The sequence below is a fragment of the Bradyrhizobium sp. CCGB01 genome, assembly GCF_024199795.1.
Classification (GTDB): Bacteria; Pseudomonadota; Alphaproteobacteria; order Rhizobiales; family Xanthobacteraceae; genus Bradyrhizobium.
This window is the reverse complement of the sequence record NZ_JANADK010000001.1, coordinates 5092572-5107894: the sequence shown is the minus strand read 5'-3', so window position 1 is coordinate 5107894 and position 15323 is coordinate 5092572. Positions and strand designations below refer to the sequence as shown.

At 64.9% G+C, this 15323-nt stretch carries 12 protein-coding genes; 4 read left to right on the top strand and 8 right to left on the bottom strand.

What is annotated here, in order from left to right:
* Position 1: 1 nt before the first annotated feature.
* Both NLM25_RS23520 and NLM25_RS23515 read left to right on the top strand, forming a co-directional pair.
* Positions 2 to 1315 carry a TRAP transporter large permease gene (locus NLM25_RS23520; RefSeq protein ID WP_254119481.1) on the top strand — a complete coding sequence of 438 codons (1314 nt, stop codon included), beginning with the start codon at positions 2 to 4 and terminating at the stop codon, positions 1313 to 1315.
* A gap of 39 nt (positions 1316 to 1354) precedes the next feature.
* Positions 1355 to 2332 (top strand): TRAP transporter substrate-binding protein, encoded by a 978-nt coding sequence (locus NLM25_RS23515; protein WP_254138579.1) that lies wholly within the window; start codon positions 1355 to 1357, stop codon positions 2330 to 2332.
* 73 nt (positions 2333 to 2405) lie between these two features.
* Here NLM25_RS23515 and NLM25_RS23510 read toward each other — a convergent pair whose 3' ends face one another.
* The 7 genes from NLM25_RS23510 to NLM25_RS23480 all read right to left on the bottom strand — a co-directional run bounded on the left by NLM25_RS23510 (position 2406) and on the right by NLM25_RS23480 (position 11622).
* Positions 2406 to 3779: an autotransporter outer membrane beta-barrel domain-containing protein gene (locus NLM25_RS23510; RefSeq protein ID WP_254138578.1), complete on the bottom strand. Its 1374-nt coding sequence runs from the start codon at positions 3777 to 3779 to the stop codon at positions 2406 to 2408.
* A gap of 251 nt (positions 3780 to 4030) precedes the next feature.
* Positions 4031 to 5680 (bottom strand): acyl-CoA synthetase, encoded by a 1650-nt coding sequence (locus NLM25_RS23505; RefSeq protein ID WP_254138577.1) that lies wholly within the window; start codon positions 5678 to 5680, stop codon positions 4031 to 4033.
* A 23-nt stretch (positions 5681 to 5703) separates the two neighbouring features.
* Positions 5704 to 7593, bottom strand: a complete 1890-nt coding sequence (locus tag NLM25_RS23500; RefSeq protein WP_254138576.1) for a TRAP transporter large permease subunit — start codon at positions 7591 to 7593, stop codon at positions 5704 to 5706.
* A gap of 15 nt (positions 7594 to 7608) precedes the next feature.
* Positions 7609 to 8628 carry a TRAP transporter substrate-binding protein gene (locus NLM25_RS23495; protein ID WP_254138575.1) on the bottom strand — a complete coding sequence of 340 codons (1020 nt, stop codon included), beginning with the start codon at positions 8626 to 8628 and terminating at the stop codon, positions 7609 to 7611.
* A gap of 509 nt (positions 8629 to 9137) precedes the next feature.
* Positions 9138 to 9677 carry a DUF4863 family protein gene (locus tag NLM25_RS23490; protein WP_254119456.1) on the bottom strand — a complete coding sequence of 180 codons (540 nt, stop codon included), beginning with the start codon at positions 9675 to 9677 and terminating at the stop codon, positions 9138 to 9140.
* The gene (locus tag NLM25_RS23485; RefSeq protein WP_254138574.1) at positions 9656 to 10438 is read right to left on the bottom strand and encodes a nitroreductase; all 783 of its coding nucleotides are present in this window, start codon (positions 10436 to 10438) and stop codon (positions 9656 to 9658) included. Before NLM25_RS23485 ends, NLM25_RS23490 begins: the two co-directional genes overlap by 22 nt.
* Entirely contained in the window at positions 10414 to 11622 is a 1209-nt protein-coding gene (locus NLM25_RS23480) for an ABC transporter substrate-binding protein (protein WP_254138573.1), read from the bottom strand. Before NLM25_RS23480 ends, NLM25_RS23485 begins: the two co-directional genes overlap by 25 nt.
* Before the next feature lie 228 nt (positions 11623 to 11850).
* On the opposite strand from NLM25_RS23480, the gene NLM25_RS23475 reads away from it, so the two are divergent.
* Positions 11851 to 12828 carry a LysR family transcriptional regulator gene (locus NLM25_RS23475; protein ID WP_254138572.1) on the top strand — a complete coding sequence of 326 codons (978 nt, stop codon included), beginning with the start codon at positions 11851 to 11853 and terminating at the stop codon, positions 12826 to 12828.
* Positions 12829 to 12958: 130 nt separating this feature from the next.
* Here NLM25_RS23475 and NLM25_RS23470 read toward each other — a convergent pair whose 3' ends face one another.
* A complete protein-coding gene (locus NLM25_RS23470; protein WP_254138571.1) occupies positions 12959 to 13891 on the bottom strand; it encodes a helix-turn-helix domain-containing protein in 933 nt (310 codons plus the stop codon).
* A 199-nt stretch (positions 13892 to 14090) separates the two neighbouring features.
* Here NLM25_RS23470 and NLM25_RS23465 point away from each other — a divergent pair, with 199 nt between their 5' ends.
* The gene (locus NLM25_RS23465) at positions 14091 to 15311 is read left to right on the top strand and encodes an amino acid ABC transporter substrate-binding protein (RefSeq protein WP_254138570.1); all 1221 of its coding nucleotides are present in this window, start codon (positions 14091 to 14093) and stop codon (positions 15309 to 15311) included.
* The last annotated feature ends 12 nt before the right edge of the window (positions 15312 to 15323 follow it).

Sequence of the window (15323 nt, the reverse complement as noted above, 5' to 3'; positions counted from 1 at the left end):
CATGGCCAATCTCGGCATGATCGAGCTGTCTTTCATCCTGCTCGGCGTCATGATCCTGCTGCTGGGAAGCGGCATCTGGATTGCGGTCTCACTGGGCCTCGTCGGCTTCGTGGCGATGGCGCTGACCACGAGCCTGCCGCTCGGCTCCGTGCTTGCGACCACGACCTGGAGCGCAAGTTCGTCCTGGACACTGGCCGCCTTGCCGCTGTTCATCTGGATGGGCGAGATCCTGTTCCGCACCAAATTGTCGGAGGAGATGTTTCGCGGCCTGTCGCCCTGGGTGCAATGGCTGCCGGGACGGCTGACCCATGTCAACGTGATCGGCTGCGGCATCTTCGCGGCGGTGTCGGGGTCTTCAGCCGCGACCTGCGCGACCATCGGCAAGATCGCGCTGCCCGAACTCGACAAGCGCGGTTACGACAAGGGGCTCAGTCTCGGTTCGCTGGCAGGTTCCGGCACTCTCGGCCTGTTAATTCCACCGTCGATCCCGATGGTCGTTTATGCCGTGACGGCGAATGTGTCCGTGCTTCAGGTGTTCCTCGGCGGCTTCCTTCCGGGCGCACTCGTGATGGTGCTCTATTCGGGCTACATCATCATCTGGTCGCTGCTGAACCCCAGCAAGATTCCGCCGCGAGACCCGCCGATGTCGTTTCGCCGGAAGCTGCAGGAATCCGCCAAGCTCGTTCCGTGCCTGCTGCTGATCCTGGCCGTCTTCCTCTCGCTCGTGTTGGGTTTTGCGACGGCAACAGAGTGTGCTGCCTGGGGCGTCAGCGGCGCGCTTCTGCTGGCATGGTGGAGCGGCACGCTCACGCGCAAGAATTTCCTAGAGAGCATTATGAGCGCGACGCGCCTGACGTGCATGATCATGCTGATCCTCGCAGGCGCCGCCTATACCACGGCTGCGATGGCCTATACCGGCATTCCTGCCGCACTCGCCACCTGGGTTCAGGGGCAGCAGCTGACGCCGGGCATGCTCGCGCTGTATCTGAGCATCATGTACATCATCCTCGGATGCCTGATCGACGGCATCTCGATGATTGTCCTGACCGCCGTCATCGTGCTGCCGATGGTCAGGCAGGCTGGCCTCGACCTGGTCTGGTTCGGCGTCTACCTCATCATCCACGTCGAGATGGCGCAGATCACGCCGCCGGTGGGGTTCAATCTGTTCGTGCTCCAGAACATGAGTGGTCGCGACACCTTCACTGTGGCGCGGGCGGCATTCCCGTTCTTCGTATTGCTGCTGGCCGCGGTGTTCATCATCACGGAGTATCCGCAGATCGTGCTGTTCCTGCCCAAGCTCGCTTTCCCAGACTGATCGCGCCCGGCTTTCAAATTGACTGTGAGGAGAAGTTCGATGATGTCACGTTTATTCCGCGCATCCTTGGTTGCTGGCGTCGTGCTGGCCGCGACGCCGGCTTTGGCTCAGACCAAATGGAATCTGCCGGCAGCGTATCCCGCCGACAATCCGCACTCCGAAAATCTGGTCGCTTTCGCCAAGGATGTCGAAGCCGCCACGTCCGGCAAGCTGCAGATCACGGTTCATCCCGGCGCCTCGTTGTTCAAGGCGCCCGATATCAAGCGCGCGGTCATGACCGGGCAGGCGCAGATGGGTGAGGTCCTGCTGTCGATCCACGAGAACGAGGACCCCGTGTTCGGTGTCGACGTCGTGCCGTTCCTTGCGACCAGCTTTCCGGACGCGATGAAGCTTTATCAGGCCTCCAAGCCCGCGATTACGAAGAAGCTCGAGGCACAGGGCCTCAAGCTGCTGTTCGTCGTGCCGTGGGCGCCGCAGGGCGTCTATGTCAACAAGCCGCTCGCGTCGATCGAAGACATGAAGGGCCTGAAATGGCGGGCCTACAATGTCGGAACCGCGCGCATTGGCGAGTTGGTCGGCGCGCAGTCGGTCACGATCCAAGCCGCCGAACTGCCGCAGGCGCTTGCGACGGGCGTTGTGAACTCCTTCATGTCGTCGGGCGGCACGGGCTACGATGCAAAGGCTTGGGAGTCGCTCAAGTACTTCTATGATGTGCAGGCCTGGATTCCGAAGGACTACACCTTCGTCAACAAGGCCGCGTTCGACGCGCTCGACAAGCCGACCCAGGAGGCCATCCTCAAGGCCGCCGCAACCGCGGAAACCCGCGGCTGGAAGGCTTGGCAAGACAAGAGCACCTGGTACATCGATCAGCTCAAGGCCAAAGGCATGACCGTCGAACCGCCGAGCCCGGCGTTGAAGGCCGGCTTCCAGAAGATCGGCGATCAGCTCACCGCCGATTGGCTCAAGAAGGCAGGGCCCGATGGCGTGGCGCTGATCGACGCCTACAAGAAGATGTAAGGACGGGAGAGGGCTTTCGCTCGCCGCGGTCCGGCGTACGGGCGGACGTCTTTCCCTCGAGCTTGAGGCAGGGTCACCACGCGTAACGCAGGATGGCCTTGCCGGTGTAGGAGCGCACCAGGCTCGACACTTCGCTGTCGAGGTTCGCCGAAGCCGACCAGCCGTTCAGGTCTCTCAGCTCGAGCGCTACGCCTGTCAACGCCGCGTTCGGCGCCAAGGCCGTGCCGCCGACGATGAAGCCCTGACCGGGGAGGGACTGGAACGCTGGCGGGATCGACTGCCCCGCGCTGAAATCATGCGCCCAGGCGAGTCGTCCGCGCAGGTTCATCATGCTTCCGAACAGCGCAAAGGACGTGCTCGTGCGCAGGCCGAGCTCGGCGCGGGTGTCGGTGAAACCGTCGCTACCGGGTGCCGCCGGAGATCGATCGACGGCGTAGGCCGGTTGCGCCGCATTGGAGGGCAGGCGGAAGGTGGTGATCTGCGCGGCCGCATAGGGCGTGATGCCGAGCCAGGGCATGGCAAAGCGATAGCCGCCTTCGAGACGGCCTGAATAGGCATTGGCGTTGACTGCTGCGTTAAGGCCGGAGCCGGCCGGCGTCACCTGATAGTCGCCGGTAATGGCCTGCCAGCCATAAGCGAGCACCGTCGCGACATAGGCCGGTCCGACCGAATGCCTGACGAAGGCGCCGGCCTGGAACAGGTCGGAGCGGCCGCTGGACAAATTGTTGGCAAAGCCAGTGCCGCCGCCGGCGAGCGCAAAGCCCATCCGCGTCTGCGGCGACAGCGAATAATCGGCACCGACGACCGTGCCAAAGCTCCGGCTGGCGGAGCCGCCGCCGGTCGACACCTGCGATCCGCCGAAGCCGGCGGCCCAGACATTCCAGTGCGCAGACGCGAGCGAGGGCTTGCCGTAGATCGCCCCATAGGCTTCGCGTCCGACCCCGCCATGCGTCTGGTCGTTGCCGAGATCGGCGTAGGCCGCGAGCTCTGCGTCAAACTCTGCCGGGCCGATGCTGCGGCCGTCGATGGCGGGATCGAGCAGGGTCTGCATGAATTGCGTCATCGCCAGAAACGTGGCCTGCGCCGTCTCGGGTCGGGAGGCACTATCAGCGCCGCCGCCAAAGGATTGCCGCATGCCGAACCGGGCTTCGCCGGCAAGGCCGGGTGGCTCGCCGTTCCAGCCATAGCCCGGCTGCATGCCGCCACCGCCGCCGCCATTGCCAAACCAGGCGCCAGAGAAAGTCAATGTCTGCGGCCCGCCAAATGGAGCACCGCCGAACGCGGGATTGGCGAAATTGTTGAAGCCATAGCCCGGCATATTCGGCCCGGCAGCCCCAGAGGCCGGCATGCCCGCGAATGCGCCAAACTCGCGCATCGTCTCCGCAGCGGCCGCGCCGGGTAGCAGCAGTCCAGCCGTCAACAGCAGCAGCGACAGACGCGCACGCACGTCCGCGCTCACGACACCAACCGCATGAAGCGCCCCAACAGCGCCGGTCGCCAGCCGCGCAGCCCGCGCGGCGAATCATCTGGAATCAGCGAATCCGACTGGAGCAAAACGTAAATGCGTCTCTAACGTTTTCCAATCTTTTCCTGTCGTGTCCCTGCGTGGTCAAATCCACACAACAGGTTTCGAAGCGACGCGTGATCGCCGCGCGGACACAATCTGTGTTTCCAAATATTTCTGAAGCTGAGACAGGCTCAGGTCGAGATCGCTTTCGCCGAGCCGATCTCGTTACGCAGCAGGAATTTCTGGATCTTGCCCGTGGACGTTTTCGGGATCGGTCCGAACACGACAGCCTTCGGCGTCTTGAAACCGCTCATATGCGAGCGGCAGAAGGCGATGATCTCGGCTTCGCTCGCGCTGGCGCCGTCCTTCAGCTCGACGAAGGCGCAGGGTACCTCGCCCCATTTCGGATCGGGCTTTGCGACGACGGCGGCGAACAGCACGGCCGGATGCTTGTAGAGGATGTCCTCGACCTCGACGGAGGAAATGTTCTCGCCGCCGGAAATGATGATGTCCTTGGAGCGATCCTTGATGATGACGTAACCGTGCTCGTCGAGCACGCCGAGGTCGCCGGTGTGAAACCACCCGCCCGCGAAGGCTTCCTTCGTCGCCTTGTCGTTCTTGAGGTAACCCTTCATCACGATGTTACCGCGGAACATGACTTCGCCGATGGTCTCGCCGTCGCGCGGCACCTGCTGCATCGTCTGCGGATCGATGACGGTGACGCCTTCCTCGAGCGGGTAGGGCACGCCCTGCCGCCGCTTCATGCCGGCGCGCTCGGCGGCGGGCAGATCGTCCCAGCCGGGTTGCTCGGCGCAGACGGAGGCGGGGCCGTAGACTTCGGTCAGGCCGTAGACATGCGTGAGCTTGATACCGATGTTTTCTGCGCCTTCGAGCACCGCGACCGGCGGCGCAGCGCCGGCGATCAGGCCGACGACACGGCGGGCGGCACTGCCCTTCGGCGCATCGGGCGCGTTGATCAGCGTGTTGTAGACGATCGGCGCGCCGCACATGTGGGTGACGCCGTGCTGCTTGATCAGCTCGAAGATCCTGGTCGGCTCGACCTTGCGCAGGCAGACATTGATGCCGGCGGCCGCCGCGATGGTCCAGGGGAAGCACCAGCCGTTGCAATGGAACATCGGCAGCGTCCAGAGATAGACCGGGTGCTGGCCGAGATCGCCGGCGAGGATGTTGCTGACGGCGTTGAGATATGCGCCGCGATGATGGGTGACGACGCCCTTGGGATTGCCGGTGGTGCCCGAGGTGTAGCTCAACGCGATGGCGTCCCATTCGTCGCCCGGAGGGTTCGCCGCGAAATCCGGATCGCCTAGCGCAACCGCCGCCTCATACTCGATCTCGCCGATGCGCTTGCCGCCGTTGAAGGCGGCGTCGTCGACGTCGACGACGAGCGGCTTCGGCCCCTTCATCTGCGCGAGCGCGTCGGTGATGACGCCTGAAAATTCCGGATCGACCAGGATGATCCTCGCGCCGCCATGATCGAGCTGAAACGCGATGGAGGGCGCATCGAGGCGGATGTTGAGCGCGTTGAGAACGGCGCCCGTCATGGGCACGGCGAAGTGCGCCTCGTTCATCGCCGGAATGTTCGGCAGCATCGCCGCGACGGTGTCGCCGACGCCGATGCCCTTGCTCGCGAGCCAGGACGCAAAGCGTTTGCAGCGCTCATGCGTCTCGCGCCACGTGAAGCTGCGGCCCTCGTAGACGGTGCTGACCTGGTTGGGATAGACGGCGGCGCTGCGCGCGAGGAAGCTCAGCGGCGACAGCGGCACGTAGTTGGCGGGGGTCTTGTCGAGGCCGATATTGTACTGGTTCTGCAGCTCGCTCATCGACACCCTCCTTGACGCCGCGCTTACAGGAATCCGATCGAGATCCAGGGGAAGATCGCGACGATGATCAATCCCACCAGCAGCGCCAGCAGATAGCCCCAGATCGGCCTGATGCCCTCGGCCGGATCGACGCGTCCGATGGCGCAGGCGGCATAATAGCCGACGCCGAAGGGCGGAGCGAATAGCCCGATACCCATCGCCAGAATGATCACCATCGCATAGTGCACCTCGTGCACGCCGACGGCACGGGCGATCGGAAACAGCAGCGGCCCGAACAGCACGATGGCCGGAATGCCCTCGAGCACGCTGCCGAGAATGGTGAAGGCCAGGATCGAGACGGCGATGAAGGTCATGGGCCCTCCGGGCAATCCGGTCATGGCCGCCGCCAGCGAGCGCGAGAAGCCCGATTGGGTGAGCCCCCAGGCCATGCCGGTCGCCGTGCCGATGATCAGCAGGATCGCGCCTGACAGCGCCGCGGTCTCGACCAGCATCGGAAACAGCCGCCGCCAGTCGAAACGGCGGTAGACGAGGAGGCCGACCAGGGCGCCGTAGACGATGCCGATGGTGGAGACCTCGGTCGCGGTCGCGATGCCCTCGACCACGGCGTAGCGGATCACGAAAGGCAGCGCGAGCGCGGGCAGGGCGATGATGAAGGTCTTGCCGATCTCGCCGCCCGTGGCGCGGCGGACATGGCTCATGTCCTCGTGGCGGTAGCGCCACCACACCAGCATGCAGAGCGTGATGGCGAGCACGACTCCGGGCAGCAGGCCGCCGGTGAAGAGGGCGGCGATCGACACGCCCGTGACCGAGCCGATCGTGATCAGCACGAGGCTCGGCGGAATGGTCTCGGTCTGGGCACCGGTCGCCGCAAGAAGCGCCACGAGGTCGCCGGGCTTGGCGCCGCGCTGCTTCATCTCCGGGAACAGCACGGGCGCGACAGCGGCCATGTCGGCGGCCTTGGCGCCGGAGATGCCGGAGACGAGGTACATGGCGCCGACCAGCACATAATGCAGGCCGCCGCGGACGTGGCCGAGCAGGCTTGCCAGGAACGCGACCATGGCCCGCGCCATGCCGGTCATCTCGATCAGCAACCCCAGGAACACGAAGAGCGGCACAGAGAGCAGGATGAGGTGGCTCATGCCCTCGTCCATCCGCCCGACCAGCACCATGACAGGCGTGCGCGTGGTCAGCGCCAGATAGCCGTAGATGGCGAGGCCAAACCCGAACGCAATGGGAACGCCGGCAAAGACGCAGAAGCCGGCGACGCCGACGAAGAAGATGATGAGGTTGATGTTGCCGAGCGGCCGCAGGATCGGCTCCGCCAGCCAGAACAGGCCGATCAGGACGGCGACCGACAGGACGGCGGCCGCGACCATCCGGTAGTCGGCCGCACGCAGCAGCCGCAACAGCGCGAACGCCGCCATGAGGCAGATGCCGGCCGGCAGCGCCGCGGCGCGCCACATATTGGAGATCTGGAGCGCCGGCGTGGTGATGTAGCTTTCCTCATAGGCATAGTCGCAGGACGGCCACACGATCAGCACCAGAAACGCCAGCGCCGCGCATGTCGCGACCAGATCGAGCCAGGCCCGCATCGCAGGCCTCGCGCTCGCGACGACCGCGGTCATGCGCATGTGCTCGGAGCGGCGGAACGCGACCGCCGCGCCCAGCATGGCGAGCCACAGGAACAGGATCGAGGCGAGCTCGTCGGACCAGATCAGCGGCCGGTGCAAGCCGTAGCGCGCGACCACGCCGGCAAACAGGATCACGATCTCGGCGACCACGAGGATGGCCGCCGGGATTTCGACGATCAGACCGAGCCCGCGTTCCAGCGAGGCCAGCAACGAAGATCGGCGAGGGGACTGAACAGTCGCCTCGCCCTCCACTCCGGTCGCCTCAACCTCGATATGAGCCATGACGGCCCCAACGCGTTACGACAGCTTGCCGACGGCCTTTTCCAGGAGGTCCCAGGCCTGGTCGCCATACTTGCCCTTCCACTCGGCATAGAAGCCGGCGGTGCGCAGCTTGTCGCGGAACGGCGCTACCGCAGGCTGGTTGAAGGTCAGGCCCTTGGCCGCGAGCTCCTGCTGCAGGTTGGCATTGAGCTTGGCGGTGTCCGCGCGCTCGTTGACGGCGGCGGCGTTGATGTTCTTGGCGACGACGGTGCGCACGTCCTGTGGGAGCTTTTCCCAGGCCCGGCGGTTGGCCAGGAACCAGAAGCCGTCCCACATGTGGTTGGTCAGCGAGCAGTACTTCTGCACCTCGTAGAGCTTGGCGGTCGAGATGATCGCCAGCGGGTTTTCCTGGCCCTCGACGATCTTGGTCTGGAGCGCGGAATAGACCTCGCTGAAATTGATCGAGGCGGGCGCGGCGTCGAACGCCTTGAACATCGAGGTCCACAGCGGCGACACCGGCACGCGGATCTTGAAGCCCTTGAGGTCGTCAGGACCGGTGATCGGCTTGCTCGACGACGTGGTCTGGCGAAAGCCGTTGTCCCAGATCTTGTCCATGACCTCGAGGCCGGCCTTCTTGATCTCGCCGCGGACATGGGCGCCGAGGTCGCCGTCCATGGCCTTCCAGACCGTGTCGTAGTCCGGGAACGCGAAGCCGATGCCGTTGATGGACGCCGCCGGAACCAGGGTCGACAGGATCAGGCCGGACAGCGTGAAGAACTCGACGCCGCCGGACCGGATCTGGCTCAGCATGTCGGTGTCGGACCCGAGCTGGTTGTTCGGGAAGATCTGAAGGTCGAACTTGCCGTTGGTCTCGGCCTTGATCGCCGCCGCCATCTCCTTGGCGCGCACGTTCAGCGGATGGGTGTCCGGCAGGTTATTGGCGTACTTGTAGGTGAACTCGGCGCTCTGGGCGCGGGCCACATGGGGCGCACTGAGACCGCCCAGGACCGCGGTCGCGGCGGAGGCCTTGAGAAGCGTGCGTCGGGAAAAACTCATGGGTCTGCTTCCTCGGAAGGTTTGTTGTTGTTCTGAGATGCAAACCTATACGGACGGAAGGCCTGAAGGTCATCTGCGATCTCGCGAGGTCTCGCTTATTGCAGCCGGACACCGTCGCGGCAATATCGGCTTTCGGAGACATCGGCCGGATTCAAAATCTGAAAAACAACCCCATGCACAGTAGCCGTCAAGAGCTGGGGCGACGGTCGAGGCGCAGATCGAAAATGGACGGCAAGCGAAGGCGTCATGGTAGGAATTCCGCCTAAATATCTGATCTGATTGTATATAAATATATTCCATAATATACCTTATGCGAATCATGGATATGGCTGTCCAGGTTGGATGCCGCCGGGCGTTTGGCCGCCGAAATCCCTCCTCGATGCTCTTGGCGAGCTGGCTGGCAGCCCGAAGCCGTCGCGGCGGATCGCCGCCGCGCGGGACCTCGGCTGGTGTCTTGGTCGACATGCGGAGCGCGCGCGACCGACATCACGGGATCGTCCGGCCGGCTGTCAGGACGGCGCAGCGAAGTCGTACGAGATGCGTCCGGCCGGCAGATAGAACAGCGCGATGACGGCGCCGCCACGGACCTCAGGATAGTGCCGGCTGCCGGGGTCGGGTGCGGTCCAGCCGGGTCCCTGCCAGCCCTGGAGCCCCTTCAGTTCGGCGCCCTTGTCCAGGGGCACGACCAGGTTCAGCTCGCCGTATGGGTGCCCGTGATACTGCCCGCGCAGCACGTCGTGGTCGTCCTCGTCCTTGAAGCGGCGCGGATCGGTGCTGTTCATGTAGACGGCCGTGATGCTGAACTGGAACGTCTCGGGGACCGGCTCCTGGATGCGGCTGCGCCGGTAGTTCGGACCGTCGACCTCCTGGTTCGCGGCCCAGCCTTCTTCGACCCCGCGCTTAATCAGGCGCGCCAGGTCCTGGTAGAGCGGGCTGCCCTCGCCGTATTTGTCATTGAGCCAGCGCTCCATCTCCGCGCCGGGCGTCATGTCCTTGACCTCGCGGAGAAACGGAATGCTGCACTGAATCAGCTCGTCTCGGCTTCCCATGGCCTTGTCCTTTCCATTTGGGTTGCACTTTGTTCTTCGAAGCCTGCGAAAGATGCGAACTCCGCGACGTCTGCGCGCGGCATCAGCCTTCGCTTGGTGCCGTCCTTGGCGACGTCTCTGGCGCGGCCAATCGAGATGCCGCACACCACCATTTGTTCCGCCGGGATCGACAGCAGCGGACGCAGGATCCGGTGGTATTTCGAGAATGTCTCCTGCGGACAGGACTGGAGCCCATGGCCTGCCGCGGCCAGCAGTACGTTCTGGACGAACATGCCGAGGTCGAGCCAGCTGCCGACCTGAAGGCGCCGGTCGATCGTGACGATCAGCCCGACCGGGGCGCCAAAGAACGCATAGTTCTTGGCGGTTTGGCCGCTCCTCGCTTCGATATCGGTCTGGGCGATGCCGAGCGAGCCGTAGAACAATCGGCCGAACTCCTGCCGTCGTTGCAGATATGGGGCAGGCAGGTCGCTGGCGTAATAACTGTATTCCGACACGTGCTCGTCGCGGGCGGTCTCGTGCGCCTCGCGCAGCGCCGCTGACACCTTGTCCTTGGCAGCGCCCGCCAGCACGTAGACGCGCCAGGGCTGGATGTTGGCGCCGCTTGGCGCAAACCGCGCCACGCGGAGAATCTGCTCGATGGTCCCTCGCCCGACCGGCGCGTCCGAGAAGTCGCGGCACGCAAAACGGCCTGCGATGATCTCGTCGATGCCGCTCTGTGCGGTTACGCCTGCGCCGGTCATGGCTTCTTCAGGAGCGGACATCCACCCTGCTCCATCGGCCGGAAAGCTTCTTCGCCCGGGATCGTCGCCAGCAGCTCGTAATAGTCGAACTTGTACCTGGACTGCTCGGGCGACTTGACGCGGAACAGATACATGTCGCGGACCAGCCGGCCGTCGTCGCGAATCCGGCCATCCTTGGTCATGAAGTCGTTCACGGGCATGTCGCGCATCCTGGCGGCGACGGTCGGCCCATCCAGCGTGCCTGCCGCTTGAACCGCTTTGAGGTAGTGCATCACCGCGCCATAGGTACCGGCGTGGATCATCGTCGGCACCTTCTGGGTCTTGGCGATGAAGCGCTTCGACCACGTCCGCGTGTCCTCGTTGAGGTCCCAATAGAACGCCGAGCTCAGCATCAGGCCCTGGGCGCTCTGGAGCCCGAGGCTGTGAATGTCGGCAATGAAGACGAGCAGCCCGACCAGCTTCTGCCGCTGCGTGATGCCGAATTCGCCGGCCTGCTTGACGACGTTGATGAAGTCGCCGCCGGTGTCGGCGAGCGCGATCACGTCCGCCTTCGAGGACTGTGCCTGGAGCAGAAAGGAGGAGAAATCCGGCGTGTTGAGCGGGTGCTTCACCGCCCCGGTCACCTTGCCGCCCATGGCGTCGATGACCTTGCGGCTGTCGGCCTCGAGTTGGGCGCCGAGGGAATAGTCGACCGAGACAAAATACCAGGACTTCGCGCCAAGACGCGACATCGCCCGCGTCGTTCCCTGCGACAGTGCATAGGTGTCGTAAGTCCAGTGAATCCCGGTCGGCGAGCATTCGTCGCCGGTCAGGCGCGAGGTGGCGGCGCCGGTGGCGAGGAAGAGCTTCTTCTTGTCGCGCGTGATGCCCTGTACGGCCAGCGCGACCGCGGAGTTCGGCACGTCGAGAATGGCCTCGACGTTTTCGTTTTCGAGCCAGCGCCGCGCGATGGTCGCTCCCACATCGGCCTTGTTCTGATGGTCTCCCGCGACGATCTGGATGGGGCGCCCGAGCACCTGGCCGCCAAAGTCGTCGACGGCCATCTGCGCCGCGACCACCGAGCCCTGCCCGCCATTGTCGGCGTAAAGCGAGGACATGTCGGTGAGGACGCCGAGCTTCACCGGACCATCCTGCGCAAGGACCGGCGCCGTGAGCAGCGCCAGTGCGACTCCAAAAACTCCGATCGACATCCCGCAGGATTTCATTGTCCGTCTCCTCCAAATCCGGCGCCGGGATCATGACGGGATCGCGCGATTGCGGAAGTGAAACTCTTGCAGAGTGATCCTGAACGGCCTTCAGATTGGTGAGGCGAACGGCCGGGCCTCGCGATCCGGGGGCCCTGCTCGGTTGCGTCCGCTGCGCGGTTGCCCTTAACTGGACGCGATCGCAGGTACGCAACGGGCGCGCGATCCGCCTTGAGACGGTGTCTGCGCGTGGCTGTTTCCTTCAAGACCCTGGACCTGAACCTGCTCAAGGTCTTCGACGCCGTGATGGAGGAGCGCAGTGTGCTGCGGGCCAGCCAGAGGGTTGCCCTCAGTCAATCTGCCGTCAGCCATTCGCTCGCCCGGCTTCGCGAGATGTTGGAAGACGATCTGTTCGTGCGCACGGCGACCGGCATGCAACCGACGGCGCGCGCATTGACGATGGCGCCGCAGGTTCGCGAAGCGCTGCGTTCGCTCGAAGCTGCGGTTGAGTTGCCGGGCTTCGTCCCGGCGGCGTCCACCCGGCAGTTCACCCTCGCCGCCAACGACTTCACCACGATGGTGCTGGCCTCACCGCTCCTGAAGATCCTCGGGCTCGAGGCGCCGGCGATCGACCTGATCATCAAGCCGGTGACGCGGATCGACCTCGCCGAACAGATCGACCTTGGTCGGATCGACGTTGCGATCGGCGTCTTCTCGGACCCGCCGAGCCGATTCCGGACGTCGCTGCTGTTCGAATATGACGACGTGCTGATCGTGGGCGGCAAGCGCAAGCTCGGCCGGATCGACAACGCGGCCCTGGCCCGCATGCCGCTGGTCGTCGTCTCCTTCGGCGGCGAGCAGGAGGGTGCGATCGGTGGTTTCATCTCCGAGCGCGGCCTCGCCCGGCGATCGGAGATGTACGACCGCGCGGCGCTCGAACGGGCGCTCTCCGAAAGCGACCGGCCGCCACGGATAGCTGTGTCGCTGCCGCATTTCCTTGCCCTGCCCGCCCTGCTCGCGGACTCCGAATTGGCGGCCATCGTTCCGCGTCCGTTGGCGCGGGCGTTCGAACGCGCGCATGCCGTCACGACGTACGAACTGCCTTATGCCACGACCCCGGTCGAGGTCCGCTTGTTGTGGCACGAGCGCATCGAGGGCGAACCGTCGCACGACTGGCTTCACGACGTCCTCAGGCGCGCGACCGAGGAGCTCAGGCGCGGACGCTAGGTGATCGAGCCGGTCTAGCGGCCGATCCAGACTTGCAGCGTGTTGGCGCCGACGCGCGGCTGCCATTCGCGGGATCTCGGAGCCTCCTCACCAGCGGTAGGTCAAGAGCCCCGACAGCGCCGGTCCGCGCTCACGGCCAGTCGGCAAAATTCAGCGCCGGCCTCGATTGTCCGGCTCTCGCGCGGGCCGCAACGCGGCGGCGCCACACGCCAGGTGCCTCGCCGGTGTGCTTGCGGAAGAAGCGGCTGAAATACGCGGTGTCCTTGAAGCCGAGGGCGAATGCGATCTGCTTGACGGCGACGGTGCCGGCCTCGAGCCGTGTCGCGGCTTCCTTGACGACACGCTGCTGGATCAGCTCGCTCGGTGAGCGCTTCAGCTCGCGACTACAGAGTGCGTGCAGGCGATCCGGCGTCATGCCGAGGAGCTTGGCGTAATCGCCGACGCGTAGATGCTGCTGATAGCGTTCCTCGAGCAGCCTGCGGAAGCGGCTCAGAATCTCGGCACTGCTGCCCTCCTCGTACCGGTCGTTGTCGCCGGCGAACAGGCGCCAGAAGCGCAGCACGCACAGCGTTAGCTCGGCCGACATGATCGATGCCGCGCCGCTGCGCGCGGGCGTTGCGATCTCGGCGGCGATCGCCGCGATGGAGCGCGCCATCGTGGTCACGAGATCAGGTTCGACCGGCAGCGCCATGATGCCGCCGGCGCCTTCGAGCGCGAGATAGGCCGGCTCGGCCGACGGCGGCAGATAGCGATGCCACACGCCCGTGCGCAGTTGCAGCAGCTCCGCGGACGCTCCGGCCGACAGCTCCAGATATTCGGCCGATCCCGCCGGGAGCCAGATGATCGCGGGCCCGGCCAACGCCATCATCCTTCCGCCCTGACCGACCTCGGCGGCGGCTCCCTGGTGAAGGCAGAGCAGATGAATGAACGTCCGGGCGGCTTTCGACGTCAGCATCCAGCGCCGCGCAACATAGTGCGATCCGATCAGCTCGGCGCCGACGGGCGCAGCTGCGCTCGCAGCGACGGCCGGCGCCGGACTGGCGCCCGCGACGCCTCGACGCACTTGCCCGTTGGGGCCGGAAACGTCCAATCTTTCGCCGGATCTGTCCATTGTGCGAACAAACCTTGGGGTGCTTGCTAGGTCAAGTCCTGTCGGGGCCGGCTCCAAGAAGCCGCGCCGAAAAGAAATCGGGACCAAGAGGAAACGACCCACTCACATCGTTGCGAACCATCGCTTGAGTGAAACACGAGGGAGGATCGACATGTTTTCGGCGAACCGTCGAACGTTGCTGCGCGTCACCGGCCTGGTGGCTTTCGCCACGGCGCTGGGGACCTTTGCGTCCACGGCCGATGCGCAGGAGAAGATCCGGATCGGCTATGCCATTTCCAAGACCGGTCCCTATGCCGGCGGAGCCGGCATCACCACCCTGCCCAACTACGAACTGTGGGTGAAGGACGTGAATGCCGCCGGCGGCATCAAGCTAGGGGACAAGAAGCTCCCGATCGAAATTGTCGAATACGACGATCGCAGCAGCTCGGAAGAAGCAGTCAAGGCGATCGAGCGCCTCGCCAACCAGGACAAGGTCGATTTCATTCTGTCGCCCTGGAGCACGGGCCTCAACCTTGCGGTCGGTCCGACCCTGAACCGCCTCGGCTACCCTCACCTCGCGGTAACTTCGGTGACCGACAAGGCGCCGGAGCTCGCCAAGCGCTGGTCGAACGCGACGTTCTGGCTCGGCACGTCGGCGCAGATCTCCGAGGGGCTGGCCGATCTGCTCGGCAAGCTGAAGAGCGAAGGCAAGATCGGCGCGAACGTCGCGATGGTCAGCGTTGCCGACCAGTTCGGCATCGAGCTATCCGCCGCCGGCCGCGAGGCGTTCAAGAAGCACGGTTTCACGCTCACCTATGACAAGACCTATCCGATGGGGGCGCAGGATCTTCAGCCCCTGCTGAAGGACGCGATCGCGTCCAACCCGGACACGTTCGTCGCCTTCAGCTATCCGCCGGATACGATCGCGCTGACCGAGCAGGCGCAGCTCCTGAAGTTCAATCCAAAAGTCTTCTACGTCGGCGTCGGCACCGCCTTCCCCCTCTACAAGGGCAAGTTCGCCGCCAACAGCGACGGCGTGATGGGCATCGGCGGCTGGAACGCGGACTCGCCAGAGCTGAAGGACTATCTTGCGCGCCACAAGGCCGCGACCGGCAAGGAGCCGGATCGCTGGGCGAGCTCGATCACCTATGCGAGCCTCCAGGTGCTCCAGCAGGCGATCGAGAAGGTCGGCAAGGTGGACCGCGCCGCGGTCGCAGCCGAAATCCGCTCGGGCACGTTCGACACCATCATCGGCAAGGTCAAGCTGAAGGATGGGCTGCTTCAGGAGGTGTGGAGCGTCGGCCAGTGGCAGAACGGCGAGTTCTACGCACTTGCGCCCGCCTCGCTTCCGGGGGCGCGCGCGCCGGTCGTACCCAAGGCGCAGTGGCAGTAGGTTTGGCAGGCA

Excerpts from the sequence above, each read along its gene's own strand:
- NLM25_RS23520 (WP_254119481.1), top strand. The coding sequence starts at position 2 with ATGGCCAATCTCGGCATGATCGAGCTGTCTTTCATCCTGCTCGGCGTC.
- NLM25_RS23515 (WP_254138579.1), top strand. The coding sequence starts at position 1,355 with ATGATGTCACGTTTATTCCGCGCATCCTTGGTTGCTGGCGTCGTGCTG.
- NLM25_RS23505 (WP_254138577.1), bottom strand. The coding sequence starts at position 5,680 with ATGAGCGAGCTGCAGAACCAGTACAATATCGGCCTCGACAAGACCCCC.
- NLM25_RS23500 (WP_254138576.1), bottom strand. The coding sequence starts at position 7,593 with ATGGCTCATATCGAGGTTGAGGCGACCGGAGTGGAGGGCGAGGCGACT.
- NLM25_RS23495 (WP_254138575.1), bottom strand. The coding sequence starts at position 8,628 with ATGAGTTTTTCCCGACGCACGCTTCTCAAGGCCTCCGCCGCGACCGCG.
- NLM25_RS23490 (WP_254119456.1), bottom strand. The coding sequence starts at position 9,677 with ATGGGAAGCCGAGACGAGCTGATTCAGTGCAGCATTCCGTTTCTCCGC.
- NLM25_RS23485 (WP_254138574.1), bottom strand. The coding sequence starts at position 10,438 with ATGTCCGCTCCTGAAGAAGCCATGACCGGCGCAGGCGTAACCGCACAG.
- NLM25_RS23480 (WP_254138573.1), bottom strand. The coding sequence starts at position 11,622 with ATGAAATCCTGCGGGATGTCGATCGGAGTTTTTGGAGTCGCACTGGCG.
- NLM25_RS23465 (WP_254138570.1), top strand. The coding sequence starts at position 14,091 with ATGTTTTCGGCGAACCGTCGAACGTTGCTGCGCGTCACCGGCCTGGTG.